19 protein-coding genes are annotated in these 25,797 nt (G+C 33.0%); 14 read left to right on the forward strand and 5 right to left on the reverse strand.

All coding sequences use genetic code 11. The annotated features are described in order from the left end of the window. Window positions 1–64 precede the first annotated feature (64 nt). Window positions 65–1,441 carry a nucleoside permease gene (locus tag FLAVO9AF_RS03850; RefSeq protein WP_159684558.1) on the forward strand — a complete coding sequence of 459 codons (1,377 nt, stop codon included), beginning with the start codon at window positions 65–67 and terminating at the stop codon, window positions 1,439–1,441. A gap of 68 nt (window positions 1,442–1,509) precedes the next feature. Here FLAVO9AF_RS03850 and FLAVO9AF_RS03855 read toward each other — a convergent pair whose 3' ends face one another. Both FLAVO9AF_RS03855 and clpB read right to left on the reverse strand, forming a co-directional pair. Further along, window positions 1,510–1,929 carry a hypothetical protein gene (locus FLAVO9AF_RS03855; RefSeq protein ID WP_236552270.1) on the reverse strand — a complete coding sequence of 140 codons (420 nt, stop codon included), beginning with the start codon at window positions 1,927–1,929 and terminating at the stop codon, window positions 1,510–1,512. A gap of 499 nt (window positions 1,930–2,428) precedes the next feature. Beyond that, window positions 2,429–5,035 carry an ATP-dependent chaperone ClpB gene (clpB, locus tag FLAVO9AF_RS03860; protein WP_159684564.1) on the reverse strand — a complete coding sequence of 869 codons (2,607 nt, stop codon included), beginning with the start codon at window positions 5,033–5,035 and terminating at the stop codon, window positions 2,429–2,431. A gap of 152 nt (window positions 5,036–5,187) precedes the next feature. Between clpB and ytxJ the strand changes: the two genes are divergently transcribed. Further along, entirely contained in the window at window positions 5,188–5,577 is a 390-nt protein-coding gene (ytxJ, locus tag FLAVO9AF_RS03865; protein ID WP_159684568.1) for a bacillithiol system redox-active protein YtxJ, read from the forward strand. Window positions 5,578–5,649: 72 nt separating this feature from the next. Here the strand turns inward: ytxJ and FLAVO9AF_RS03870 are convergent, their stop codons facing one another. The 3 genes from FLAVO9AF_RS03870 to FLAVO9AF_RS03880 all read right to left on the reverse strand — a co-directional run bounded on the left by FLAVO9AF_RS03870 (window position 5,650) and on the right by FLAVO9AF_RS03880 (window position 9,009). Beyond that, complete coding sequence (locus tag FLAVO9AF_RS03870; protein WP_159684571.1) at window positions 5,650–7,089, reverse strand: MFS transporter; 1,440 nt, start codon at window positions 7,087–7,089, stop codon at window positions 5,650–5,652. A 170-nt stretch (window positions 7,090–7,259) separates the two neighbouring features. Continuing rightward, window positions 7,260–7,967 (reverse strand): LytTR family DNA-binding domain-containing protein, encoded by a 708-nt coding sequence (locus FLAVO9AF_RS03875; RefSeq protein ID WP_159684575.1) that lies wholly within the window; start codon window positions 7,965–7,967, stop codon window positions 7,260–7,262. After that, on the reverse strand, window positions 7,957–9,009 hold the full coding sequence (locus FLAVO9AF_RS03880) for a sensor histidine kinase (protein ID WP_159684578.1): 1,053 nt from the start codon (window positions 9,007–9,009) through the stop codon (window positions 7,957–7,959). Before FLAVO9AF_RS03880 ends, FLAVO9AF_RS03875 begins: the two co-directional genes overlap by 11 nt. A 283-nt stretch (window positions 9,010–9,292) precedes the next feature. On the opposite strand from FLAVO9AF_RS03880, the gene FLAVO9AF_RS03885 reads away from it, so the two are divergent. The 12 genes from FLAVO9AF_RS03885 (at window position 9,293) to FLAVO9AF_RS03940 (ending at window position 25,748) form a co-directional block, all read left to right on the forward strand. Beyond that, window positions 9,293–12,319 carry a SusC/RagA family TonB-linked outer membrane protein gene (locus tag FLAVO9AF_RS03885; protein ID WP_159684581.1) on the forward strand — a complete coding sequence of 1,009 codons (3,027 nt, stop codon included), beginning with the start codon at window positions 9,293–9,295 and terminating at the stop codon, window positions 12,317–12,319. Between the two features lie 10 nt (window positions 12,320–12,329). Next, window positions 12,330–13,910 (forward strand): RagB/SusD family nutrient uptake outer membrane protein, encoded by a 1,581-nt coding sequence (locus FLAVO9AF_RS03890; RefSeq protein ID WP_159684584.1) that lies wholly within the window; start codon window positions 12,330–12,332, stop codon window positions 13,908–13,910. A gap of 437 nt (window positions 13,911–14,347) precedes the next feature. After that, the gene (nagB, locus tag FLAVO9AF_RS03895) at window positions 14,348–16,285 is read left to right on the forward strand and encodes a glucosamine-6-phosphate deaminase (protein WP_159684587.1); all 1,938 of its coding nucleotides are present in this window, start codon (window positions 14,348–14,350) and stop codon (window positions 16,283–16,285) included. A gap of 97 nt (window positions 16,286–16,382) precedes the next feature. Further along, window positions 16,383–18,455, forward strand: coding sequence for a beta-N-acetylhexosaminidase (locus FLAVO9AF_RS03900; protein WP_159684590.1), 2,073 nt, complete (start codon window positions 16,383–16,385; stop codon window positions 18,453–18,455). A 190-nt stretch (window positions 18,456–18,645) separates the two neighbouring features. Further along, entirely contained in the window at window positions 18,646–19,734 is a 1,089-nt protein-coding gene (locus tag FLAVO9AF_RS03905; RefSeq protein ID WP_159684593.1) for a glycoside hydrolase family 18 protein, read from the forward strand. 97 nt (window positions 19,735–19,831) lie between these two features. Further along, a complete protein-coding gene (locus FLAVO9AF_RS03910) occupies window positions 19,832–21,451 on the forward strand; it encodes an ABC-F family ATP-binding cassette domain-containing protein (RefSeq protein ID WP_159684596.1) in 1,620 nt (539 codons plus the stop codon). 153 nt (window positions 21,452–21,604) lie between these two features. Continuing rightward, window positions 21,605–22,150: a bifunctional pyr operon transcriptional regulator/uracil phosphoribosyltransferase PyrR gene (gene pyrR, locus FLAVO9AF_RS03915; protein ID WP_159684599.1), complete on the forward strand. Its 546-nt coding sequence runs from the start codon at window positions 21,605–21,607 to the stop codon at window positions 22,148–22,150. A 9-nt stretch (window positions 22,151–22,159) separates the two neighbouring features. Beyond that, window positions 22,160–23,086, forward strand: coding sequence for an aspartate carbamoyltransferase catalytic subunit (locus FLAVO9AF_RS03920; RefSeq protein ID WP_159684602.1), 927 nt, complete (start codon window positions 22,160–22,162; stop codon window positions 23,084–23,086). A 1-nt stretch (window position 23,087) separates the two neighbouring features. Beyond that, entirely contained in the window at window positions 23,088–23,420 is a 333-nt protein-coding gene (locus FLAVO9AF_RS03925) for a ribonuclease Z (RefSeq protein WP_159684605.1), read from the forward strand. 38 nt (window positions 23,421–23,458) lie between these two features. After that, entirely contained in the window at window positions 23,459–24,364 is a 906-nt protein-coding gene (locus tag FLAVO9AF_RS03930) for a ribonuclease Z (protein ID WP_159684608.1), read from the forward strand. Window positions 24,365–24,437: 73 nt separating this feature from the next. Next, window positions 24,438–25,082, forward strand: a complete 645-nt coding sequence (gene pdxH / locus FLAVO9AF_RS03935) for a pyridoxamine 5'-phosphate oxidase (RefSeq protein WP_159684611.1) — start codon at window positions 24,438–24,440, stop codon at window positions 25,080–25,082. A 156-nt stretch (window positions 25,083–25,238) separates the two neighbouring features. Then, window positions 25,239–25,748 carry a CAP domain-containing protein gene (locus FLAVO9AF_RS03940; RefSeq protein WP_159684614.1) on the forward strand — a complete coding sequence of 170 codons (510 nt, stop codon included), beginning with the start codon at window positions 25,239–25,241 and terminating at the stop codon, window positions 25,746–25,748. Window positions 25,749–25,797 lie beyond the last annotated feature (49 nt).

Here is a 25,797-nt window from a genome sequence, read left to right on the forward strand (position 1 = left end):
GTAAATCTCTTTTTAAAATAGTAGATTTACCGCTTACTTATATTTACTACTTCAATTCAACAATATGGGAATTAAAATTAGATTGATTATAATGAGTTTTCTTCAATTTTTTGTTTGGGGAGCTTGGCTCATTACTATTGCCAATTTTTGGTTTGGCACAAAAAGCTGGGACGGAACACAATTTGGATTAGTCTTCAGTACAATGGGAATCGCCTCATTGTTTATGCCAACTCTTACAGGTATTCTTGCAGACCGTTGGGTAAATGCTGAAAAACTTTATGGTATTTTACACATTTTATACGCTCTAGTTTTATTTTATTTACCTCAAATTACTACTCCTGATAACTTTATTTATGTGATGCTTTTGGCGATGTGTTGTTATATGCCAACCATTGCTTTGAGTAATTCAATTTCATATAATGCTTTAAAACTAAACAATTGTGATGTAGTTAAAGATTTTCCACCGATTCGTGTTTTTGGAACCATTGGTTTTATTGTAGCGATGTGGATTACCAATTTAACAGGGAATAAAGCATCGGCTTACCAGTTTTATATTGCGGGAGTTGCTGCCATTGGATTGGGATTGTATGCTTTTTCATTACCAAAATGCAAACCACAGAATTTAACCAAAGAAAACGCTTCTTTTATGGAGCTAATGGGATTGGAGTCATTTAAATTGTTTGCCAATTATAAAATGGCTTTATTTTTTATATTCTCAATGTTTTTGGGAGCAGCCTTACAGTTAACCAATGCTTATGGAGATGTGTTTTTAGATGAATTCAAGCACTTTCCAAAATATGCCGATTCTTTTGTGGTAAAGTATTCCACCATCATTATGTCGATTTCTCAAATATCTGAAACCTTGTTTATTTTAGCTATTCCATTCTTTTTAAAGCGTTTTGGAATCAAACAAGTAATGTTGATTAGTATGTTGGCTTGGGTATTGCGATTTGGTTTGTTTGCTTTTGGAGACCCAGTGAATGGATTGTGGATGATTATTTTATCGTGTGTAGTATACGGAATGGCTTTTGACTTTTTTAACATCTCAGGTTCGTTGTTTGTTGAAACCAATACGGATTCTAAGAATCGTTCTTCTGCACAAGGTTTGTTTATGATGATGACTAATGGTATTGGTGCTATTTTAGGAAGTTTTACATCGGGTTGGGCTATAGACCAGTTTTTTACTAAATCATTTACAAGCACTACTGATTTAGCTGGTTTTTTGCAAACAGAAACAACAAACCCTAAGATGATGGAGTTCATTGGGGCACAAGGCAAGCAAGTAACAGCAGATGGTTTGTTAGATTCTGCTTTATTGATGAAAGATTGGCATCAAATATGGTTAGCTTTTGCTATTTATTCTTTGATTATAGCTATTGCGTTTGCGGTCTTGTTTAAACATGAACATCATCCTTTGGATGTAGAAAACGCAAGCCATTAAATAATATATCAATACTATAAACCCGGGAGCAAAGAAATGTTCTCGGTTTTTTTATAATTTCAAATTAATTATTTGTTTAAGGAGTCCTTAAAACATTGGATATTATACTCACTTTCGAAATCTATAATAGTTAGTACTTGTTCCAGTGTTAAGATATTTCTTTTAATTAATGTTTTCAAGAATGGATATATTGTCTCATGTTGCGCCTCAAATTCTTTTCTGAAAAAGATTTTATTATTGACGCCATTTTTTAAGCAATATTCAATCCAATTATTTGTTCCGTTTGAAGCTACTCCATTTAAATTAGGACTGCGATGATTATATCTATAAAGTTCTCCCATAAAATCCCCAACCGATAGTTCAATAGATTGAATTTCAGATATATCAATTCTGATATTATTTACTACAAGGCTTTCTTTTTCAAAAAGAATTAATCCTTCTAATTTTCCTTTGATTGGTTTAGTTCTAAATGTTCTTGTAGCAACCAAATAAATGTAAATTATTGCAAAAAATATCAATATGAAATTAATAATACTATGATATGGTTCTAATCGTAAATTTAAAAACAAGATGATAAATACTGCCAAAAGTGGATAGTATACCAAGTTAATGGAAAGTGTAAATTTGTTGTAATCTGGGATAAAAATTTGAAACGAATTGTACATAAACTTTTTTTTACAAATATATGTAATTTGTAAGAAATTGTTCTGATAAAGCTGTATGTCTCTAAGTGCATAAATAGAGGGATTCTTCCAAGTAAAATGCCGATTCTTTCGCTTCTAAATAGTTTTATTTATTCTTATGATTTTAGTTGACTACATCTAGGGTTAAATATTTTGCCATATTGATGAATGTTATATTCTTTAACAAAATACCCCAAAAAGAACTTAGCTTTTTGGGGCATTTTTTTTCTACTTACTTATTTTAAAGAAACAACCCTTTCAAATTTTTGATTTTTAAAAGGGTTGTATTCGAATAAATTAGAAATTAACTAACTAATTCACTTTGATTTCTAAAAACTAATTTACCATCAAAAGCATCAATTAAAATGATACTATCAGCAGTAATTTTTCCTGATAGAATCTCCTTTGAAAGTTCATTGAGAACTTCACGTTGAATAACACGTTTTACAGGTCTTGCTCCAAATTGTGGGTCATATCCTTTTTCGGACAAGTAAACAATAGCTTCAGGAGTAGCATCCATAACAATGCCTTGTTGTGCTAACATTTTTGTCACTGATTTCAATTGAAAGCTTACAATTTGCGCAATATTTGCACTTGTTAATGGCGTGAACATTACAATTTCATCAATTCGATTGATAAATTCAGGACGGACTGTTTGCTTTAGCAAACCTAACACTTCAATTTTAGCAGCTTCTGTAGCAGCATCAATACTTCCTTTTAAGTTTTCAAATTTATCTTGAATGATTTGACTACCCATATTTGAGGTCATGATAATAATTGTGTTTTTAAAATCAGCCAAACGTCCTTTATTGTCTGTCAATCGACCTTCATCTAACACTTGAAGTAGAATATTGAACGTATCAGGATGCGCCTTTTCGATTTCGTCTAACAAAATGACTGAATATGGTTTTCTACGAACAGCTTCTGTCAATTGTCCACCTTCGTCATATCCTACATAACCAGGAGGCGCTCCTACTAATCTACTCACGCTGTGACGTTCTTGGTATTCACTCATATCAATTCTAGTCATGGCATTTTCATCATCGAATAAATACTCAGCTAATGCTTTTGCTAATTCTGTTTTTCCTACTCCTGTAGTTCCCAAGAAAAGAAAAGTACCTAAGGGTTTTTTCATATCTTGAAGGCCTGCTCGGCTTCTGCGAACTGCATCACTTACAGCTTCAATGGCTTCTTCTTGTCCAACAACTCTTTTGTGCAATTCATCTTCGAGTTTTAAAAGTTTTTCTCTTTCACCTTGGAGCATTTTTACAACGGGTATGCCTGTCCATTTTGCAACAACTTCTGCAATATCTTCTCGAGTTACTTCTTCTTTTATTAATGAAGTTCCTCCAGATTGATTCTCTTGAAGCTGATGCGTAAGTTCTGATAATTTCTCTTGTGCTTCTTTAATTTTTCCATATCTAATTTCTGCAACTTTACCATAATCGCCTTCTCGTTCGGCACGCTCGGCTTCGTATTTAAAGTTTTCAATTTCAGTTTTTGTAAATTGAATACTATCTACAATGTCTTTTTCAGATTTCCATTTGGCAAAAATTTCGTTTCGTTCATCTTTTAGATTGGCTAAATCTAAGCCCAAAACTTTTAGTTTACTTTCATCTTTTTCTCTTTTAATTGCTTCAATTTCAATTTCAAGCTGCATTATTTTACGGTCCAAAACATCAAGTTCTTCGGGTTTAGAATTGATTTCCATACGCAGTTTAGAAGCGGCTTCGTCCATTAAATCAATGGCTTTATCTGGTAAAAAACGATTGGTAATGTATCGTTGTGATAATTCTACTGATGCAATAATTGCTTCGTCTTTAATTTGTACTTGATGATGCGTTTCATATTTTTCTTTAATACCTCTAAGGATGGAAATAGCGCTCTCCGTATCGGGTTCTTCAACCATTACTTTCTGAAAACGACGTTCTAATGCTTTGTCTTTTTCAAAGTATTTTTGGTATTCGTCTAAAGTTGTGGCTCCAATGGCACGTAGTTCTCCACGTGCTAATGCAGGTTTTAAAATATTAGCGGCATCAATTGCTCCTTCGCCACCTCCAGCACCTACAAGAGTATGAATTTCATCGATAAATAAAACGATATCACCTTCAGAAGATATCACTTCTTTGACCACAGATTTTAGACGTTCTTCAAATTCACCTTTATATTTAGCGCCCGCTATTAAAGCACCCATGTCGAGTGAGAAAATGATTTTGTTCTTTAAATTTTCAGGAACATCTCCAGCAACAATTCTATGTGCAAGACCTTCTGCAATAGCGGTTTTACCTACACCAGGTTCTCCTACGAGCATAGGATTATTTTTGGTTCTTCTAGTCAAAATTTGAAGTACGCGACGAATTTCTTCATCACGACCAATAACAGGATCGAGTTTGCTGTTTTTTGCTAAATCATTAAGGTTTTTTGCATATTTATTCAAAGAGTTATAGGTTTCTTCTGCGGAAGCAGAGGTTACTCTTTCACCTTTTCGTAATTCATCAATTGCAGCTTTTAAGTTTTTTTCAGTTACTCCTTGGTCTTTTAAAATTTGCGCTACTTTACTTTTTGTGTTAAAAATTGCAAGTAGTAAATGTTCTATTGCAACGAATTCATCATTCATTTTCTTAGCAATAATTTCAGCCTCGTTGAGTGCGGTGTTGGCACTTCTAGACAATTGAATTTCACCTCCAGAAACTTTTGGGAAATTCTTTATAACGCTATCCAATAATTGAAGAAATAGCGGAACGTTTACTTGTAGTTTCTTTAAGATAAATGGTGCTACATTTTCATCAACTTCAAAAATTGCTTTGAAGATGTGTTCATTTTCTATTTGTTGTTGCCCTAGACTTTGCACCAGTTGTTGTGAGTGCTGAATTGCCTCTTGGGATTTGATTGTAAATTTATTACTATTCATGATTGGTAGATTTGATGATTAATAACTATTTATTAGTTAATTTTGTTGAGTAGACGTCAAATGGTATTCCAATATAAAATCAACGACATTTTGACCTATTTCTAATTAATTTTTAAAACATTTAACGACAAAAAGTCATAAAAAGAGACAATATGAGCCTATTTAATTCCATTTTTGGTAGTTCTGATGAAAAAAAAGAAAAGCTTAGCAGTGTCAATTGGATTCCATTGCAATTGATGGGGCAATTGGATGAATTAATTGCTTTATCAAATGAAAAACCAGTTCTAATCTTTAAGCATAGTACTCGCTGCAGTATTAGTAGATTTGCATTGAAGCAATTTGAAAATGAATTTGATTTGCACAATCAGGTAGATGCTTATTTTCTAGATTTATTGGAGTTTAGAGCTATTTCAAATGAAATTGCAAGCCGCTTTGGAATTTTGCACCAATCGCCGCAACTTCTTTTGATAAAAGAAGGAAAGGTGCTTTATGACGCTTCGCACAGCGATATTCAAGCGGATGAACTGAAGAAATATATTTAGCTTTTACTCTATCAAAAAAAAAAATCTCATTCTAGTAAGAATGAGATTTTTTTTAAAAATATAATAGACAAATTAATGTCCTCCAGCAATTTTCTTATCAAAATCTATGCCTTGAGCTCTAAGGATTCCACTAACTCTCCAAGCATAAAAAGCTAAGTAAGCAAAACATAGAATTCCAACAATATAACTTTCTTGTATTCCGATTCCTTCAGCTACTTTACCTTGTAATACACTGATAAAACCACCACCCATAATCATCATAATCAAGAAACTACTTCCTTGGCTAGTGTTTTTTCCGAGTCCACTTACTGCTAAAGTAAAGATACAAGGCCATAACGTACTACAAAACAAACCAACGCTTGTGAAAGCATAAACACTTATCATTCCACTTGTTGTCATTCCTATAGCTGTCGCTATTATTCCAAGCGTTGAAAAAATCAATAACATTCTAGCTGGGTTTCCTTTACTGGCCATATCAGCAGCAATAAGAACTATAATTACTAATCCGTAAATGTAGAAAGGAGTCAAGTCGTGTTTCGCAATTGCGTTTACACCTAAAAACACACCAAAAGCTAGGTAAGGCGCGATAAATCTCAATATTTTTTGCCAACTCATATTGTCTGTAAAAGCTTCAACAGCTCCTGTCCAACGACCAATCATCAAACTTGCCCAATATAAAGAAATGTATGGTGCTACATCTTTAGTTAAAAAGCCTAATTTGCTTTCCATATAAGCTGGTAAGTTACTTGCTGTAGAAACTTCAACTCCTACATACAAGAAAATTGCAATCATACCCATTACTAACTGAGGGTATTGCAAAGCTGATTTTTTTGCAAGAACTCCATCGTGAGCTTCTGTTTCTTCAACCAAAGCAGGTTTGTCTGGTAAAGATGAAAATTTTAGAAGTATTGCTACTAACAAGAATGCAACACCTAATACTAAATAAGGAATTTTTACACTTTCGATACTTGCACTTGTATTGGCATTTGTACTTGAACCGAAAATAGCAAAACTAACAATAAGCGGCCCAATTGTTGTTCCTAAATTGTTTATTCCACCCGCTAAAGTAAGACGTTGTGAACCTGTTGTGATGGGACCTAAAGCAATTGCAAGAGGATTAGCAACAGTTTGTTGCAATGAAAAACCTAAACCAACAATAAAAAGACCAGCGAGCATTAAAGGAAAAGAACCTGTATTCGCTGCTGGATAAAATAAAAGGGTTCCTAACGCAGAGATTAATAGTCCTAAAGAAAGACCATTTTTATAGCCGATTTTGTTTACTAAATCTTCTTTGATTGCTACGGAAACTCCCATATAGATCAATGAGCCTACGGTGTAAGCAATATAAAATGCAAAAGCAACTAATTGGCTTTCACCTTGTGATAAATTGAATGCGGTTTTGAAAACAGGGATTAAGATGTCATTACTTGCAGCGACAAATCCCCAAAAGAAGAAGACAGTTACTAGGGGAATAAATTGCCCCCAATTGGTTTTTAAATTTTCAGAATTCATAATTTAAATTTAATTAATAGGTTAGTAAAATAATTGTTGCTGCAATACCGTAAATGTATTTCTTAACTAACAGATAAAAAAATTATTTCGATGAAAAATCAATACTTTTAAACCAACAGCCTGTTTTTTTCTACAAAAAGCTAATTTTTAAATTTATAAAAAGTAAGATTTTAATCTAATATCTTACTCTTCACTTCTTTACTGTAATTTCGGCCAATTGGTAATGTGTAAGAAGTGATTTGTATTCTATTTCCTTCAATAGTTTTTACTTTATCTAAGGCGATGGTGAAGGATTTGTGAATTCGAATAAAACGTTCTTCGGGGAGTTCTTCAGTCAATGAAGAAAGGGATTTATGCGTGATATAGGTTTTTTCTGGAGTTACCACTTTGATGTATTCTTTCATTCCCTCGATAAAAAGAATCTCATCAATGTTAATCTTAACCATTTTTTTATCGACTTTGATAAAAATATGAGGTTCTACACGATGACTGTCTTGTTTGGAAATCATTCGGTTTTGAAACTCACCAGTTATTTTCGAAATACATTTTATAAAACGTGGTAATGGTATGGGTTTAACCAAATAATCTAAAACGTCTAAATCATAACTTTCTGCAGCAAATTCTCGGAAGGCAGTGGTGATTATAATTTTGGTATTCGATTTGTTTTTGTACAATTGAATCAATTCAAAACCTGACATTAAAGGCATATTAATGTCAAGAAATAAGGCATCGATAGTATTGTTGTTCAAAAAGTCAAGTGCCTCTATAGAATTATTGAAGGTGCCAATAATTTCAAACTCAGGAAAATTTTGAAAATAATTTAGCAAAACCTTAATCGCTAACGGTTCATCATCAATCAATACGCACTTAATCTTCATTGCTTATAGGGATTTGTAAACGAATTATGTAGAAATTAAACTTGACTTGATGGCTTAATTGATAATCGTTTTTAAATATTAAATTCAATCTTTCTTTGGTATTGGTTAACCCAATTCCTTTTTTTGATTTTTCATGTTGTGAAAGTACAAAATTATTTATTATTTCAAAATCTAGGGTATTTTGAGAGCTAACTTTGCAATTGATTTTAATTTTTAAGTCCTTGTTGTTGATTCCTCCGTGTTTGAAAGCATTTTCAATCAAAGAAATTAATAATAGTGGAGGGACACTTACTTGGTCAATGTTGGATTCGAGATTAATAAATACGGTTGCGTTTTCAAAACGTAATTTTTCTATTTCGATATAATTATGGATATAGTCGAGTTCTTTTATTAAAGGAACAAATTTAGTTCCTTCTATATCATAAAGTACGTATTCCATCAAATGGGATAGTTTGATAATTACATTGGGCACTTTGTCTGAAGCTTCAAGCGAAAGTGCATACAGGTTATTTAAGGTATTAAAGAAAAAGTGGGGTTGAATTTGATTTTTCAAATATTCGAGCTTGATTTTGTATTGGTTTTCTCTTAATATTCTGTTTCTCTCCCGTTCTCTAAGCCAAGTTAGTGTTAAGTATACAGATGATGCCATAGCTAAGACATATAGTTCTCCTATACAAACAGCTAGAATATGATTGATTTCGAAGGGCTGATAATCTCTATTAGCTTCTGGCCAGATGTTTTTTGAAATTAAAAAATAAGTCAAACCCGTTTTTAAAATATAAATACAACCTAAACTAATTAAGAGAGCAAAAGTATAGAGTGAGTATTTTGATTTTAAAACCAATCTTGGAACCAATACGAATAGATTGAAATACACCAATGGAATATGTAAAGCAAATTCTATTAGGTTTGATTTAAAGGAGTACTCGTAGTCATTAAAATATGCTCCCCAACGCAGAAAGTTTAATAAAAAGTACAATCCCCAAAACCAAAAATGATTCTGGATTTTGATATCGAAATTCATGTCTTTTATTTTGCTCATACAAATTTATGGTTGGAAAGTATTATGATGATTACTTTTGTCTTTTTTTCTTTGAACATGCAACTTTAATCATTTTGTCAATAAAAACAAGCTTTTTCGAGTAAAAAAGGAAGTAAAAACAGAAAAGCTAATAAATTACAAAACAAGAAAACGTTTTCGCAAAACATATTATTGAACAAAAGATGTCGTTGGTTTAAAAAAAGTGACTGTTGGTATAATTTATTTTTTTTAACAATCCCTTAAGGATAAGTTTACATCATAACTAACAAATACATTTAAAAAAATGAAACAAATTTTATTAATCGTTATGATTATTTTTGCTTCGCAACTCTCATTTGCGCAAGTAAAAACGCTCAAAGGAACGGTAGTGGATGGTAGCGGTGCTCCAATACCTGCTGCTAATGTTCAAGTACAAGGAGAGTCAAATGGAACATCAACTGATTTTGATGGAACTTTTACTATCAAAGTGAATAAAGGAAAAACCTTAATGGTAACTTACTTGGGTTACGAATCAAAATCAGTAGTAGTTGGTGATGAAGATACAATTAAAGTGATTTTGAAAAGTGAATCTACTACTGCATTGACTGAGGTAGTAGTTACATCATTAGGTATTAAGAAAACTAGAAAATCTATTACTTATGCCGCTCAAGAGTTGAAAGGAGAGGAATTCACAAGAGTAAAAGATGCTAACATTATTAATACTGTAGCTGGTAAAATTGCCGGTGTTGCTGTAACAAGAAGTTCAGGTGGAACTGGTGGATCAACTAAAGTAGTTATTCGTGGTAACTCTTCTGTAAGTAACAACCAACCGTTATATGTTATAGATGGTATTCCTTTGTACAATGGTACTTCAGGTCAGCCAAACAATGCTTTTGGTGATACTGCAGGAGGAAATCGTGATGGTGGTGACGTAGTTTCTTTGATTAATCCAGATGACTATGAGGGAATGACTGTATTGAAAGGTGCAGCGGCTTCTGTATTGTATGGTTCTCAAGGAGCAAATGGTGTTGTGTTGTTATCAACTAAAAAAGCTAAACAAGGAAAATCTCAATTAAAAGCTTCTTCTGTAACAACTTTTGAGTCTGCAGCATTTTTGCCAAAATTCCAAAGTGATTATGCAGCTGTTGCTGGTGGTGAAGAAACTTGGGGAGCTAAGCAAAAAGTAAATGATCACGTAAAAGGTTTCTTTGAAACAGGAAGTACTCAAATTTCATCATTGAATTTTACAACTGCTTCTGATGTAGCTTCTACTTCATTGTCTTATTCTAATACTACAGCATCAGGAATTATTCCTGGAAACGGTTTAAAACAAAATAACTTTGGTTTCCGTCAGTCTGGTAAATTATTTGATAAAGTAACAGTTGCTGCTAATGCAAACTATACAACTAGAACAGTAAACAACAGACCAGTAAATGGTTTATACTTTAACCCATTGACAGGTGTTTATTTAATGCCAAGAGGGAATGATTTTAACGATTATAAAAAGAATTTCGAAGTATTTGATCCAGTTAGAAATATGTATGTTCAAAATTGGATGACTGATAGAGATATTATGCAAAATCCATTTTGGGGAATCAACAGAAATCAATCAGAAGATACAAATAACTTCTTCAATGGAAACTTAGCTTTAGATTATAAAGCTACAGATTGGTTGTCTATTGCAGCAAGATATAGCTATAATAGAATCGAAAGTGGATTTACAAAAGAAATTTTTGCTACTACTCAAGGTACATTATCTCATATCAATGGTAGATATATTGATATTAACAACTTAAGTACACAACGTTATGGTGATTTGATTGCTACTATCAATACAAAATTCAATGATGACTTTAGTTTTAATGCTAACATTGGTACAAGTATTACTAATACTTTGGCAAACAAAAGAACAACATTAGATTCAGGAATTGGTGGAGGTTTGCAAATCGCTAACTGGTTCACATTAGGAAACTTTGTAAATAATGCTTTGAACTTACAAACAGTTGATTCAAGAAAAGAAGTACAATCTGTTTTTGCAGCTACAACTTTAGGTTACAAAGAGATGTTATTCTTGGACTTAGCTGCTAGAAATGACTGGTCATCAACATTGGCAAATACTGATAATACAGGGTTTTTCTATCCATCTGTTGGGGTAACGGCTATTCTTAGTGAAATGGTAAAAATGCCAGATTTCATCAATTATGGTAAAGTTCGTGCTACTTATGCTCAAGTAGGTAATGATATTTTTCCATTCGTAACTTCACCAACTTACGGTTTTACAGCTGAAGGTAATAAACCAGCAACAGTTGCTCCACAACCTGGAACTTCTTTACGTCCTGAGTTAAAATCAGAGATTGAGATTGGTACAGAGTGGAGAATGTTTGACAGTCGTTTAGGATTTGAATTGTCTTACTATAATTCAGATACAAAACACCAATATTTACAAGTTTTAGCTCCACCAACAAATCCATTAGGAGTTAAATATTACGGAATTAATGCTGGAAGTATTTCTAACAAAGGTTTTGAAGCAGTAGTTACAGGAAAAATCATCAAAGGAGATAAGTTCTCTTGGGATGCAACAGTAAACTATTCTAAAAACATCAACAAAGTTGAAGAAATTCCTGCTGAATTAGGAGGAAAAGTAATTTTGACAGAAGCTGGAGTGAATAACTACAGATATGTTTTACAACAAGGTAAACCATTTGGTGTTATTGAAGGTGTAAACATTAAGAGAGATGCACAAGGTAGAGTACTTTTAAATGCTGACGGAACTATTCAAAAAACAGAATTTGAAGAAGTAGGTAATTCTAATCCTGATTTTATGTTGGGTTTTTCTAACTCATTTAAAGTTGGTTCTTTCTTTGCAAATGTATTGATTGATGCTAGATTTGGAGGAGATGTAATGAGTTTGACAGAAGCAACAAATGATGAGTTTGGAGTTTCAAAAGCAACGGGCGATGCTAGAAATGCAGGTGGTGTAACTATTAATGCGGTTTACCCTGATGGAACAGCCTATGCAGGTAAATATCCTGCAGAAAGTTATTACAAACAAGTTGGTGGTAGAGCTGGAGCAACTGGAGAATATGTATATGATGCTACAAATGTAAGTTTAAGAGAGGTTTCTATTGGATATACATTCAATACTAAAAAGTTACCATTTTTACAATCTGCAAGCTTGTCTTTAATTGCTAGAAACTTAGGATTTATCTACAAAGATGCTCCTTTTGATCCAAACATTTCATTAAGTACTGGTGAAGGTTTACAAGGTATAGATGTTTATGGAATGCCATCTACAAGAAGTATCGGTCTTAACTTAAACGTAACTTTCTAATTAAAAAAACATGAAACTAAATACAATTAAAAAAACAGCTATTTGTGTTTCCTTACTCGCAGCAGTAAGTTGCACAGACAATTTTGAGGAAATTAATACCAATCCAACGGGTATTACTGAGGCACAATACGAACAAGATTTTAATAATATCAAAGGTGCTTTTGCTCCAATGTTTAACAATATTATTGTCTTGACTCCAGAATGGAAATACCAAGTTCAACAAGGACTTCAAGGAGATATTTGGTCTGGTTATATGGCGACTGGAACTGCCTTTAGAGGAGGTACAAACAATACTACTTATGACTTAGTAGATGGTTGGAATGGTTTTGCTTGGGGTGCTGCTTACGGTGACGTAATGTACAATGCTTATTCAGTAGAGCAAAAAGCAAAAGGGAAATACGATCAATTCTATGCTTTAGCTTTAATTTTGAAAGTAGAAGGAATGCATAGAATTACGGATACCTATGGTCCAATTGTGTATTCTAAATTTGGTACTACAGACAAAACAATTGAGTACGATTCACAAGAAGAAGTGTACAACTTGATGTTCAAAGAATTAGATTTTGCAGTTACCGATTTAACAAAAAGAGTTGACGCAGGAGAAGCTTCTACATTTACAACTACTGATTTGACTGCTTACAAAGGGGATTACAAAAAATGGGTAAAATTTGCTAACTCTTTACGTTTGCGTTTAGCCATGCGAATTGTGAAGAAAAATCCAACTTTGGCTAAAGCTGAATCAGAGAAGGCTTTGGCACATAAATTCGGTGTGATGACTACTAATGATGATATCTTCAAAGTAGTTTCTCCAAACTTTACTAATCCAATTGCTACTATTAGTGGTGCTTGGGGAGATATCAGAATGTCGGCAGATATGGAGTCAATTATGGGAGGATATGAAGATCCAAGACTTCCTGTGTTTTTCAAAACATCTGCACAGTTTCCTGGGCAATTCAAAGGTGTTAGAACTGGTATCGAAATTGCAGCAAAAGCTGATCACGTAGATTTTTCTGAGATTGGACCAATCGTTAATTCTAAAGAAATTGTATTAATGACAACTGCTGAAGTTTATTTATTAAGAGCTGAAGGAGCATTAAGAGGATGGAATATGGGAGGAACAGCTCAAAGTTTGTATGAATTAGGAATCACAAACTCTTTTGCTCAACATGGAGTTTCAGGTGTGGCTGCTTACATTGCTGATAATGCTAAAACAGCCAAAGATTATGTAGATCCAAATTTCCCAGTAAATAATGGAGCTGCACTAAATAAAGTTACTGTTGCTTGGGATGCAGCTACTTCTAATGAAGTGAAATTGCAAAAAATTATCACTCAAAAATGGATTGCTGGTTTCCCAGAAGGACAAGAAGCTTGGTCTGAGTACAGAAGAACAGGTTATCCAAAATTGTTACCTGTACTTAAAAACACTAGTGGAGGAAAAATATCTACTGCTTTAGGTGTACGTAGAGTAAACTTCGTGCAATCTGAAAAAGATGGTAATGCTGGTGGTGTTGCTACAGGTTTAGCAAAACTGGGTGGACCTGATACAGGTGGAACAAGATTGTGGTGGGATACTACAGGACCTAACTTTTAATTTTTTTAAAAAGGGAATAAGTAATTTTTACATTACTTATTCCTTTTTATTACAAATTGCATAATTTATATTTTGCTGTACTATATAAATTATGCAATTTTTTCTTCCTTTTTTGGTAGTGTTAAGAAGAAATTGAAAAACAATTTTATATTGAATAAATGAGGTTTTTCTGAAATATAGATACCAAAAACGCACTTTATTGACTAAATAATGTCGTTGGTATATAAACTCTGACCGTTTGTTTTTTTTATTTTTTTGCGACAAATAATAGGCCTACATTTGAGGTATATTTAAAATTATATTGAGATTTTTAAGATGTAAATCGAAATATATCAGTAATTTAAAGATAATAAATCCTCAATGTTGTTTTAGAAATAAAACAGACTATTTAGCAAGAAAACCAAAAAAAAACTTTTAGAATTTAAAATTATAGTACAATGAAAAATGCTTTAGAGATAAAACCGGATATTAGTTACAAAAGTGCTGGTAAATTTGAAGAAACTAGATTTGAAAAAATTCATAACGAAATTTTTAAAAATTCAGTTGAAGCCTCAAAAATTGTAGCCGAAGAAATTGCCACTTTGATTAGAACCAAACAAGAAGAAAACAAAAACTGTGTTTTAGGTCTTGCAACAGGTTCTTCACCGATAAAAGTATACGAAGAGTTGGTTCGTATGCATAAAGAAGAAGGCTTAAGCTTTAAAAATGTGATCACTTTTAACTTGGATGAATATTATCCAATGAACAAAGAAAGCAAGCAGAGCTATCACTATTTTATGCATCAACATCTTTTCAATCATATTGATATTCATCCAGATAATGTTCATATTCCAGATGGAACCGTAGCTATCGATGAATTGAATCAATACTGTATTGATTATGAAATGAACATTAAAAATGCAGGAGGTCTTGATTTTCAATTACTAGGAATTGGTCGTACAGGTCACGTTGGTTTTAATGAGCCAGGATCGCACATCAATTCAGGTACTCGAATCATTACTTTGGATCATATTACTAGAGTAGATGCATCTTCTGATTTTAACGGAATTGCAAATGTTCCAAAACGTGCAATTACTATGGGAGTTTCAACCATTATGCGTTCTAAACGTATCGTTTTATTGGCATGGGGGCAAAATAAAGCGGACGTAATCAAAAGAACCATTCAAGGTGAGATTAGTTCAGAAGTACCTGCGACTTTTTTGCAAAATCATCCTAACGCAACATTTGTTTTGGATCAATCGGCTGCTTCTGCACTAACTCGTTTTGAAACGCCTTGGTTAGTAGGGGAATGTATTTGGAATCAAGAACTAAAAAGTAAAGCGATTGTTTGGTTGTGCCAAAAAACAAATCAGTCTATTTTAAAACTTACCGATAGAGATTACAACAACAACGGTATGTCTGACTTGTTAGCGCAAGAAGGATCAGCTTATGATTTGAATATTAACATGTTCAATGTATTGCAGCATACCATTACAGGTTGGCCTGGAGGAAAACCAAATGCGGATGATGCACACCGACCAGAAAGAGCTAATCCAGCTAAAAAGAGAGTGATTTTATTTAGCCCTCACCCAGATGATGATGTGATTTCAATGGGAGGTACTTTTGCTAAATTAATCAAGCAAGGACATGAAGTTCATGTAGTATATCAAACTTCAGGAAATATTGCTGTAACCGATGATGAGGCCTTGAAATTTGCAGAAGTATGTAATGATTTTGTTGGAGAAGATAGTAGTAAAATTAATTTCCAAGCCGTAATTGATTTCTTAAAAAATAAGAACGACAATCAAATCGATTCTTTAGAAGTTAGAAAATTAAAAGGTCTAATTAGAAGAAGAGAATCGTATGCAGCAGTGCGTTACATTGGGTTGAAAGATGAAAATGTTCACTTCTTGGATTTGCCTTTTTACGAAACTGGTCAGGTAAAGAAAAACCCGCTTGGAACTGAAGATATTGAAATTGTAGCTGATATCATCGCTAAAATTAAACCGCATCAAGTTTTTGCAGCTGGAGATTTAGCTGATCCACACGGAACTCACGAAGTATGTTTGAATGCAATTTTTGCCGCTTTGAAACAATTAAAAGGTAAACCTTATATGAAAGATTGTTGGTTGTGGTTATACAGAGGGGCTTGGCACGAATGGGATTTACACGAAATTGATATGGCTGTTCCTTTAAGTCCAGACGAAGTATTGTTAAAACGACAAGCGATTTTATTCCACCAATCTCAAAAAGATCGCGTGATGTTCCAAGGTAATGACTCAAGAGAATTTTGGGTACGTGCTGAAGACCGCAATAAAAATACTGCCAAGTTATACGATGATTTAGGGTTAGCAGAATATGAAGCTATCGAGGCGTTTAAACGATTTGACTATTAAGAATTAAAAATCCATTCGGTTGTGTATTCGGCCGAATGGTTCTTCTCAACATTAGGATTAACCACCTGATTGAAGATTTTATATACCAAAACCACTTATGAAATACCTTTTTATACTGTTTTTTGTAACATTAGCTACGACAGCTCAAGTTAGCAATGAGTCTTTAAATTTAATGCCTTGGCCGCAAAAAATTGAATTAAAGTCTGGAAATTTTGCTTTAAATTCATCTTTTAAAGTAAACGTTACTGGGCAACCTAATTCGAGAATTTTTGTAGCTACTTCTAATTTTTTAAGACGATTGGATGGTAGAACTGGGTTGTTTTTTAAGCAAGGTTTTGTGACTTCAACCAATGAATTTCCTGATGCACAGTTGCAAATCAATTGTGTAAAAGCTGGAAAAATTGGCTTGTATGAAGATGAAAGTTATCAATTGACGATACAATCGAATACAATTTCAATCAATGCTTCCTCAGATTTAGGTGCGATGCATGGATTGGAAACTCTTTTGCAATTGCTTCAAAATAATGCTACTTCTTTCTATTTTCCTAACGTAACCATAACAGATATGCCTCGTTTTACTTGGCGTGGACTAATGATTGATGCTGCAAGACATTTTCAACCTGTTGATGTTATTAAAAGAAACTTAGACGCTATGGCTGCTATGAAAATGAATGTTTTTCATTGGCATTTGGTAGACGATCAAGGTTGGAGAATAGAAATGAAAAAGCATAAAGTGCTTACAGATAAAGCTTCTGATGGCCTTTTTTACACTCGAGAAGAAATTAAAGGTATCGTAAAATATGCTGCTGATAGGGGTATCCTTGTGGTACCTGAAATTGATGTGCCTGGTCATGCTTCTGCAATTTTAACAGCTTTTCCAGAAATAGGAAGTAAAGTTGTGACGATAAATAAAGGATCTTCTGAAACTACGCAGAAAGCTTCAGGTCTAGTAACGTATTCGTTAGAGAGAAATGCAGGTATTTTTACACCTACATTAGACCCTACTAATCCAAGAACCTATCAGTTGTTAGGTGAAATTTTTGATGAAGTTTGTCCATTGTTTCCTGGGAAATATTTCCACATTGGTGGTGATGAAAACGAAGGCAAAGATTGGGATGCTAATCCTAAGATTCAGGAATTTATGAAGAAGAATAAGTTAGCCAACAATCATGAATTGCAGACTTATTTTACCATGCAGTTAATTCCGATGTTAAAAAAGCATAAGAAGGAATTGATGGGGTGGGAGGAAATAATGACCAAAAACATGTCCAAAGAAGCCATTATTCATTCTTGGAAAGGACCAAACGAAGGTGTAGCTGCTGGTGGTTCATTGATTGCAGCTGCAACAAATGGTTATAAAACAGTTTTGTCCAATGGTTTTTATGTGGACTTGGTTCAAGGAGTTGAGAATCATTATTTGAATGATCCAATGCCTAAAAATGCCTCACTTTCATCAGAAGATAAAGCTAGAATTTTAGGAGGCGAAGCTACCATGTGGAGCGAATTGGTTACTCCCGAGACAATTGATTCTAGACTTTGGCCAAGAACTGCCGCTATTGCTGAAAGACTTTGGTCTGATGCTAATGTAACGGATTTGGCAAGTATGCGAAAAAGATTGAAAGTCATTTCTTTTCGATTGGAAGAATTAGGAATTACGCATATAAAAAATAAAGAAGTGTTGTTAAGAAATATCAGTAACAACCAAAATACAACTGCTTTGCAAACTTTTTCAGCAGTTTGTGAACCTTTAAAAATTTATTCCCGTAATGCGGGAGGAACAGAATATCAAATGTATTCTCCGTTTACTTTGTTTGCTGATGCTTGTACTCCTGATGCTGAAGATGCATTGGTTTTTAATGGATTGGTTGAAGAATATGTAAAAAATAAAGAAGTATCATCAGAGAAAGAGATTGCTTTATTTTTAAACAAATGGATACAAAATCATAAAGAATTAGAGGTGTTAAGTCAAAATGCGCCATTGGTACAACCTCTTTTACCTTTATCCAAAGCATTGCAAGACATTTCAGAACAATTGCTTTATAAGTTGCAAAAGAATTCTAGTTATAACGCTGTTACAGCGAAAGAGTTATTAGAAAAATGCAACTCCAAAGCACACGCAGATGTTGAATTGGCGGTTTATTTAGGATTAAAAAAAATGGTAGAATTATAATTTTTCGTTCAATTATTAATAGTGTTTAGTTTGATTAAGTTTGGTTTATTTAGTTTCTATTAATATTTGAATTGGTGTTAATTTCTTTTCAATTTGGTTATTGTTTTTTGAGAAATTAATTTAGAAAACCTGGTAATTTTACCAGGTTTTTTTGTAAATAGTAGTGTCTTTAATTTAAATTAAAATATCGATGAAAGATTGTAAATTTTTAATTGTTTTCCTTTTGTTTTCTCTTTTTGCTGCAGCACAAAAGCATAAAGATTTTTCTGTGATTGCCTACTATACTGGCGATAATAAGCAAATCGATACTTATGATGTTAAAAAATTGACTCATATTATTTATAGCTTTTGTCATTTAAAAGAGGGAAAATTAAATGTTGATACGGCTAAAGATTCAGCTGCAATTAAGCATTTGGTTTCTCTAAAATCAATAAACCCAAAGCTAAAGGTGATGCTTTCTCTTGGAGGTTGGGGAGGTTGTGAACCTTGTTCGGAAGGCTTTGATTCAGCTGAGAAAATTGCTGTTTTTGCAAAGTCCGTACAAGAAGTAAATACCTATTTTAAATGTGATGGATTGGATTTAGATTGGGAGTACCCTACAATAGAAGGTTTTCCTGGACACAAATTTCAACCTCAAGATAAATCAAATTTTACAGCTCTTGTAGTTGCCTTACGTAATGCTTTAGGACCAAAAAATGAACTGAGTTTTGCCGCAGGTGGGTTTATGAAGTATTTGAAAGAAGCTGTAGATTGGAAAGCGATTATTCCGTTGGTAGATAGAGTAAATATTATGAGCTATGATTTAGTAAATGGCTATGCCGTCGTAACAGGTCACCATACGCCTTTATATAGTTCTAGAATAGAAGACGAATCAACAAACAAAGCTGTTGACTACCTTTTAAAGTTGGGTGTACCAGCTAAAAAACTTGTTATTGGGGCGGCTTTTTATACTCGTATTTGGAAAGATGTCGCTTCTATCAATAGCGGTTTGTATCAATCAGGTGCCGCTACAAACGGAATAGATTTTAAAGATTTTGAAACTAAATTAACTAAGGAAAAAGGCTGGAATTATTTTTGGGACGAGAAAGCTCAAGCTCCTTATTGGTACAATGAAAAAGAGCAATTGTTTGCAACTGGCGATGATCTTAAGTCGGTAGCAGTTAAAACAAACTATGTTATTAAGAAGAAGCTTGGTGGAATCATGTTTTGGGAATTGATTTTGGACAAAAACCAAGACGGAATGGTAGAAGCGATTGATAAAGTAAAACGAATCAATTAAGTACAATTAGTTTATTTCCGAAAATACTGATTTATTTCTGCAAAATTAAATCAGTATTTTTTTGTATTTTTGCAAAAAATTTTTAAAAAAGCAATTCATGTTAACAGTTAATAATTTATCAGTTCAATTTGGTAAAAGAATTTTATTCGACGAAGTAAACACTACATTTACTCACGGTAATGTTTACGGAGTAATCGGAGCCAATGGTGCTGGAAAATCTACCTTTTTAAAAATAATTTCTGGTGAAATGGACCCAACTTCTGGACATATTCATTTAGAACCAGGGAAAAGAATGTCAGTGCTGAACCAAAATCACAACATGTTTGATGAACACACGGTACTTGAAACGGTGATGATGGGTAATAAAGTTTTGTATGCTGTCAAAAAAGAAATGGACGAACTTTATTTGGATTATAATGACAAAAACGCTGACAGAATTGGAGAATTGCAAGTGCAATTTGAAGAAATGAATGGATGGAATGCTGATTCTGATGCAGCAGCTATGTTGTCAAATCTTGGTATTACAGAAGACAATCATTATACTTTGATGGCCGATTTGGAAGGAAAAATGAAGGTACGTGTCCTTTTGGCACAAGCTTTATTCGGAAATCCTGACTTGTTGATTATGGATGAGCCTACCAACGACTTGGATTTTGAAACCATTGCTTGGTTAGAAAATTTCTTAGCCAATTATGAAAACACAGTGATTGTAGTTTCTCACGACAGACACTTTTTAGATGCAGTTTGTACGCATATTTCTGATATTGATTTTAATAAAATTAGTCATTATTCTGGTAACTATACGTTTTGGTACGAATCTAGCCAATTAGCGGCGAAACAACGTGCACAACAAAACAAAAAGGCCGAGGAGAAAAAGCAAGAATTGGAGGAATTTATCCGTCGTTTTAGTGCTAACGTGGCTAAATCGAAACAAGCAACTTCTCGTAAAAAAATGATTTCTAAATTGAATATTTCTGAAATCAAACCTTCTAGCCGTCGTTATCCTGCTATTATTTTTGATCAAGATCGTGAAGCAGGTGACCAAATTTTGAATGTACAAGATTTGAGTGCTTCTGTAGATGGAGAGCTTTTGTTTAAAGGCGTAGATTTGAATATGGCCAAAGGAGATAAAATTGTGCTTTTTTCTAAAGATTCTCGTGCAACAACTGCTTTTTATGAAATTTTAAATGGCAATCAAGTTGCAGATTCTGGTAAATTTGATTGGGGAGTTACAACGAATCAAGCCTATTTACCAAGTGAAAATCATTCTTTCTTTGAAAATGATTTAACTTTAGTAGATTGGTTACGTCAATATGCAAAAACTGAAGAAGAGCGTGATGAAGTATTTATCAGAGGTTTTCTTGGAAAAATGATTTTTTCTGGAGAAGAAGCTTTGAAAACGAGTAGAGTTTTATCAGGGGGAGAAAAAGTGCGTTGTATGTTGTCTAGAATGATGATGGAACGTGCTAACATTTTAATGTTAGACGAACCTACCAATCACTTAGATTTGGAGTCTATTACAGCTTTTAATAATTCATTAAAAAACTACAAAGGTTCAGTTATTTTTACCACTCATGACCACGAGTTTGCACAAACTGTTGGTAATAGAGTAGTAGAGCTTACTCCAAATGGAGCCATTGACCGTTACATGACATTTGACGAATATTTAGATGACGATAAAATACAAGAATTGAGAGTTAAAATGTATAAACTATAATTCAACAAAAACCTTTCTTTTGAAAGGTTTTTTTGTTTTCATCTTAATCCGAAAAGCCTTTGATTTATTTTATGTGAGTTTTACTTTTATCACTAATCCTAGTTTATTGCTAAATCGAAATTTGTATATTTGTACACCAAACAAAACTATACCATGAATCAAAAAGTATTGCTCACTTCCAAAGAAGTCAATATCATCCTAAATCGTTTGGCTTGTCAATTAATCGAAAAACATCTTGATTTTTCTGAAACCATCTTAATCGGAATTCAGCCTAGAGGTACATTTTTGGCCAAACGTTTAAAAAGTATTTTAGAAAACGACTACCAAGTTTCCAACATAAAAATAGGGTTTTTAGACATCACTTTTTTTAGAGATGATTTTAGAAGAACCGATAAACCGTTGGAAGCCAATATTACACAAATCGATTTTTTGGTCGAAAATAAAAAAGTAATTTTTGTAGATGATGTTTTGTACACGGGAAGAAGTATTAGAGCTGCTTTAACTGCAATTCAATCCTTTGGAAGACCATCAGGTATTGAACTTTTGACCTTAATCGATAGAAGATTCAGTCGTGATTTACCCATTCAGCCGGATTATCGCGGACGACAAGTCGATGCAATTAATGACGAAAAAGTAAAAGTTACTTGGGCTGAACAAGGAGGAGAAGATGGTGTTTTTTTAATCAATAATAATCAATAAGTATAAAAAATGAGCGAGTTAAGCGTAAATCATTTATTAGGAATTAAATATATCACCAAAAACGATATTGACCTTATTTTTGAAACAGCTGATCATTTTAAAGAAGTTATCAATAGACCCATTAAAAAAGTTCCTTCTTTACGAGACATTACCATAGCCAATATTTTTTTTGAAAATAGTACCAGAACAAAACTATCGTTTGAACTGGCCCAGAAACGTTTATCTGCAGATGTAATTAGTTTTTCTGCCGCTCAATCTTCTGTGAAAAAAGGGGAGACGTTAATTGATACCGTTAATAATATTTTATCAATGAAGGTGGATATGGTTGTTATGCGTCATGCAAATCCTGGAGCTGCTTATTTTTTGTCAAAAAATGTAAAAGCAAGTATCGTAAATGCGGGAGATGGTGCTCATGAACATCCTACACAAGCGCTGTTAGATAGTTATTCTATAAGAGAAAAATTAGGTGATGTAGGAGGAAAAAAAGTAGTTATTGTTGGAGATATTTTACACTCGCGAGTAGCTTTATCTAATATATATGCTTTGCAAATGCAAGGGGCAGAAGTTAAAGTTTGTGGTCCAAAAACATTGATTCCTAGATATATCGAATCACTTGGAGTAACAGTTGAATCAGATTTACGTAAAGCATTGGAATGGTGTGATGTAGCGAATATGCTGAGAGTTCAAAATGAACGAATGGATGTTAACTTTTTCCCTTCTACACGAGAATATGCACAACAATATGGAGTCGATAAAAATTTATTAGATTCGTTAAGTAAAGATATAGTAATTATGCACCCAGGACCTATCAATCGTGGAGTTGAAATTACTTCTGATGTGGCAGATTCTCAACAATCTGTTATTTTGAATCAGGTAGAGAATGGAGTAGCCATTCGAATGGCAGTGATTTATTTATTAGCTTCAAAAATTCAATAAGATGAAAGTAGATACTAAAGGACATACAATAACTATTAAAGATACTGAAGGTGTTGTAACTGCTTTTATTGAAAAAGTAACGAATCAATATGCCAGTTTCAAAGATTTTAATTTGATTTTGGATGTATCCAATGATAAAACAGTCGATATTGCTTCAATAAAACTTTTTTTGCCTTTGGCTAAAGCTCATAAAAAAGCTAAAAAGTCTTTGGTTATTGTTGCTGATGCTATTGATTTTAATGCGGTTCCACAAACCATAACTGTAGTTCCCTCTTTGTTAGAAGCAAATGATATCATTGAAATGGAAGAAATTGAAAGAGATTTAGGTTTTTAATAAGGTATCTAGATAATTTACTACCAACACGCTTTACTTTGAAATTAACCGTACTTGGCTGCTATGCTGCAACACCTCGAACTTTTACAAATCCAACAGCTCAATTGTTGGAAGTAAAAAACAGGTGTTTTTTAATTGATTGCGGTGAAGGAACTCAAGTGCAATTGCGTAAAAACAAAATTAAGTTTACCAAAATCAGTCATATTTTTATTTCTCATTTACACGGAGATCATTTTTATGGCCTTATCGGTTTAATTTCTTCTTTCTCTCTTTTATCAAGAGTGGCAGATTTGCATATCTATGGTCCCAAAGGCTTGAAAGAAATTATTCAATTACAGTTAAAGCTTTCACACTCGTGGACCATTTATGAAATACATTTTCATGAGTTAGATTCCAAAGAAAGTGAATTGATATTTGAAGATAAAAAAGTTACAGTTCGCACTATTCCATTAAAACATAGAGTATATACCAATGGCTTTTTATTTCGGGAGAAAGAAGGAGATAGGAAATTGAATATTGATGCTATTCAAGAATTAGCTATTGATGTTTGTTATTATAAGAAGATTAAAAAAGGAGGTAACCTTACGCTAGAAAATGGACAAGTTATCGAGAATGAACAGCTTACTTTTTCAGGAGAGCCTACAAAATCGTATGCTTTTTGTTCTGACACAGCTTATACAGAGTCAATAATTCCTTTAGTACAAGAAGTAGATTTGTTATATCACGAAAGTACTTTTTTAGAAAGCGAGTCACAATTGGCTGCTAAAACGATGCATTCTACTGCTATTCAAGCAGCGACTATTGCGTCAAAAGCAAATGTTAAATCGTTGCTATTGGGACATTATTCTACACGATACGAAAGTATTTCTTCGTTTAAAGAGGAAGCCTTAACTGTTTTTTCTAATGTGCAATTGGCAGATGATGGAAAGTCCTTTGAGATATAGTTAAGATTTTTTGACATTAAATAACTACAAAGGATGTTTTTTAAATTTGTTATATTTTTTAAAATTGAAAGCCATGAAAGATTTAAGTAATTACAGAAAGTCCTATGATAAAAGTGAATTATTAGAAAACAATATTCCCGAAGATCCTATTAATTTATTTAACCGATGGTTTCATGAAGTAGAGGATTTTGGTGGTGTAGATGAAGTTAATGCTATGACTGTTGCTACCATTGGTTTAGATGGATTTCCAAAATCTAGAGTGGTATTGTTGAAAAAATTTAATGAAGAAGGTTTTGTTTTTTATACCAATTATAATTCTCAAAAGGGGAGAGCAATAGCAGCAAATCCAAATGTTTGTCTTTCTTTTTTTTGGCACAGCATGGAACGACAAGTTATAATCAAAGGGCGTGCTCAAAAAACAAGTGAAGTAGTTTCTGATGGCTATTTTGATTCTAGACCTGATGGAAGTAAATTAGGAGCAATCGTTTCTAATCAAAGTGAAGTAATTCCATCAAGAACTTTTTTAGAGAATAACTTGAAAGAACTTGAACGAAAATTTGAAGGAAAAGAAATCCCAAGACCTGATTTTTGGGGAGGATTTTTAGTTGTTCCTCACGAGGTCGAGTTTTGGCAAGGAAGACCCAATCGTTTACATGATAGGATTCAATATTTACTGCAAGAAGACTATTCATGGAGTATAAATAGACTTTCACCATAGTATAAGAATATAACTATAAATACATAGTAATCATGTAGTTCGTCGATAAAATTTGGTAGTTTGCCGATGTTATTATTAAATTTACATAATAATTAACACCAAAAATATTTAAAGCAGTTTTACCCAAATCTACTTTAATCTTAAACTACCATTATTATGAAAACTACAAATCGCATAGTATCGTTTGTTGTTTTAGGTCTATTATTTTTGACCTCTTGCTCAACTGAGCCTGAAGAAACAACTCTTTCTGATACAAAAACTGTAATTGACAATTCTGCTGTCTATAACTACAGTGCTACTGAGATTGAAACTCTAGATTTAATCAATAATTATAGAAAATCAATTGGATTAAATACACTTGTTAAAATAAACTTCATTTCTTTAAAATCTGAAGAACATGTTAATTATATGATTGCAAATAATGTTGTTAATCATAATGATTTTGTTTCTAGATCCAACGAGATAATTAGAGTTTTAGGTGCAAGAAATGTTTCAGAAAATATTGCTTATAATTATCAAACGCCATCTGGAGCATTTGACGCTTGGTTAAAGAGTCCAAGCCATAAAGAAAACATAGTAGGTGATTTTACACATTTTGGAATATCAATCCGACAAGATGCAGCTACTGGAAAAAAATATTATGTAAATATCTTTGCGAAGATTTAAATTTACTTTTTGGATTATCTCAAAAAAAAGCTACTTATCAATAAGTAGC

Origin of the sequence: Flavobacterium sp. 9R (assembly GCF_902506345.1) — a bacterium.
Classification (GTDB): Bacteria; Bacteroidota; Bacteroidia; order Flavobacteriales; family Flavobacteriaceae; genus Flavobacterium.

What these genes read in the sequence shown, in the direction of transcription:
- FLAVO9AF_RS03850 (WP_159684558.1), top strand. Translation starts at nt 65, where the DNA reads ATGGGAATTAAAATTAGATTGATTATAATGAGTTTTCTTCAATTTTTT.
- clpB (WP_159684564.1), bottom strand. Translation starts at nt 5,035, where the DNA reads ATGAATAGTAATAAATTTACAATCAAATCCCAAGAGGCAATTCAGCAC.
- ytxJ (WP_159684568.1), top strand. Translation starts at nt 5,188, where the DNA reads ATGAGCCTATTTAATTCCATTTTTGGTAGTTCTGATGAAAAAAAAGAA.
- FLAVO9AF_RS03870 (WP_159684571.1), bottom strand. Translation starts at nt 7,089, where the DNA reads ATGAATTCTGAAAATTTAAAAACCAATTGGGGGCAATTTATTCCCCTA.
- FLAVO9AF_RS03875 (WP_159684575.1), bottom strand. Translation starts at nt 7,967, where the DNA reads ATGAAGATTAAGTGCGTATTGATTGATGATGAACCGTTAGCGATTAAG.
- FLAVO9AF_RS03880 (WP_159684578.1), bottom strand. Translation starts at nt 9,009, where the DNA reads ATGAGCAAAATAAAAGACATGAATTTCGATATCAAAATCCAGAATCAT.
- FLAVO9AF_RS03885 (WP_159684581.1), top strand. Translation starts at nt 9,293, where the DNA reads ATGAAACAAATTTTATTAATCGTTATGATTATTTTTGCTTCGCAACTC.
- FLAVO9AF_RS03890 (WP_159684584.1), top strand. Translation starts at nt 12,330, where the DNA reads ATGAAACTAAATACAATTAAAAAAACAGCTATTTGTGTTTCCTTACTC.
- nagB (WP_159684587.1), top strand. Translation starts at nt 14,348, where the DNA reads ATGAAAAATGCTTTAGAGATAAAACCGGATATTAGTTACAAAAGTGCT.
- FLAVO9AF_RS03900 (WP_159684590.1), top strand. Translation starts at nt 16,383, where the DNA reads ATGAAATACCTTTTTATACTGTTTTTTGTAACATTAGCTACGACAGCT.
- FLAVO9AF_RS03905 (WP_159684593.1), top strand. Translation starts at nt 18,646, where the DNA reads ATGAAAGATTGTAAATTTTTAATTGTTTTCCTTTTGTTTTCTCTTTTT.
- FLAVO9AF_RS03910 (WP_159684596.1), top strand. Translation starts at nt 19,832, where the DNA reads ATGTTAACAGTTAATAATTTATCAGTTCAATTTGGTAAAAGAATTTTA.
- pyrR (WP_159684599.1), top strand. Translation starts at nt 21,605, where the DNA reads ATGAATCAAAAAGTATTGCTCACTTCCAAAGAAGTCAATATCATCCTA.
- FLAVO9AF_RS03920 (WP_159684602.1), top strand. Translation starts at nt 22,160, where the DNA reads ATGAGCGAGTTAAGCGTAAATCATTTATTAGGAATTAAATATATCACC.
- FLAVO9AF_RS03925 (WP_159684605.1), top strand. Translation starts at nt 23,088, where the DNA reads ATGAAAGTAGATACTAAAGGACATACAATAACTATTAAAGATACTGAA.
- pdxH (WP_159684611.1), top strand. Translation starts at nt 24,438, where the DNA reads ATGAAAGATTTAAGTAATTACAGAAAGTCCTATGATAAAAGTGAATTA.
- FLAVO9AF_RS03940 (WP_159684614.1), top strand. Translation starts at nt 25,239, where the DNA reads ATGAAAACTACAAATCGCATAGTATCGTTTGTTGTTTTAGGTCTATTA.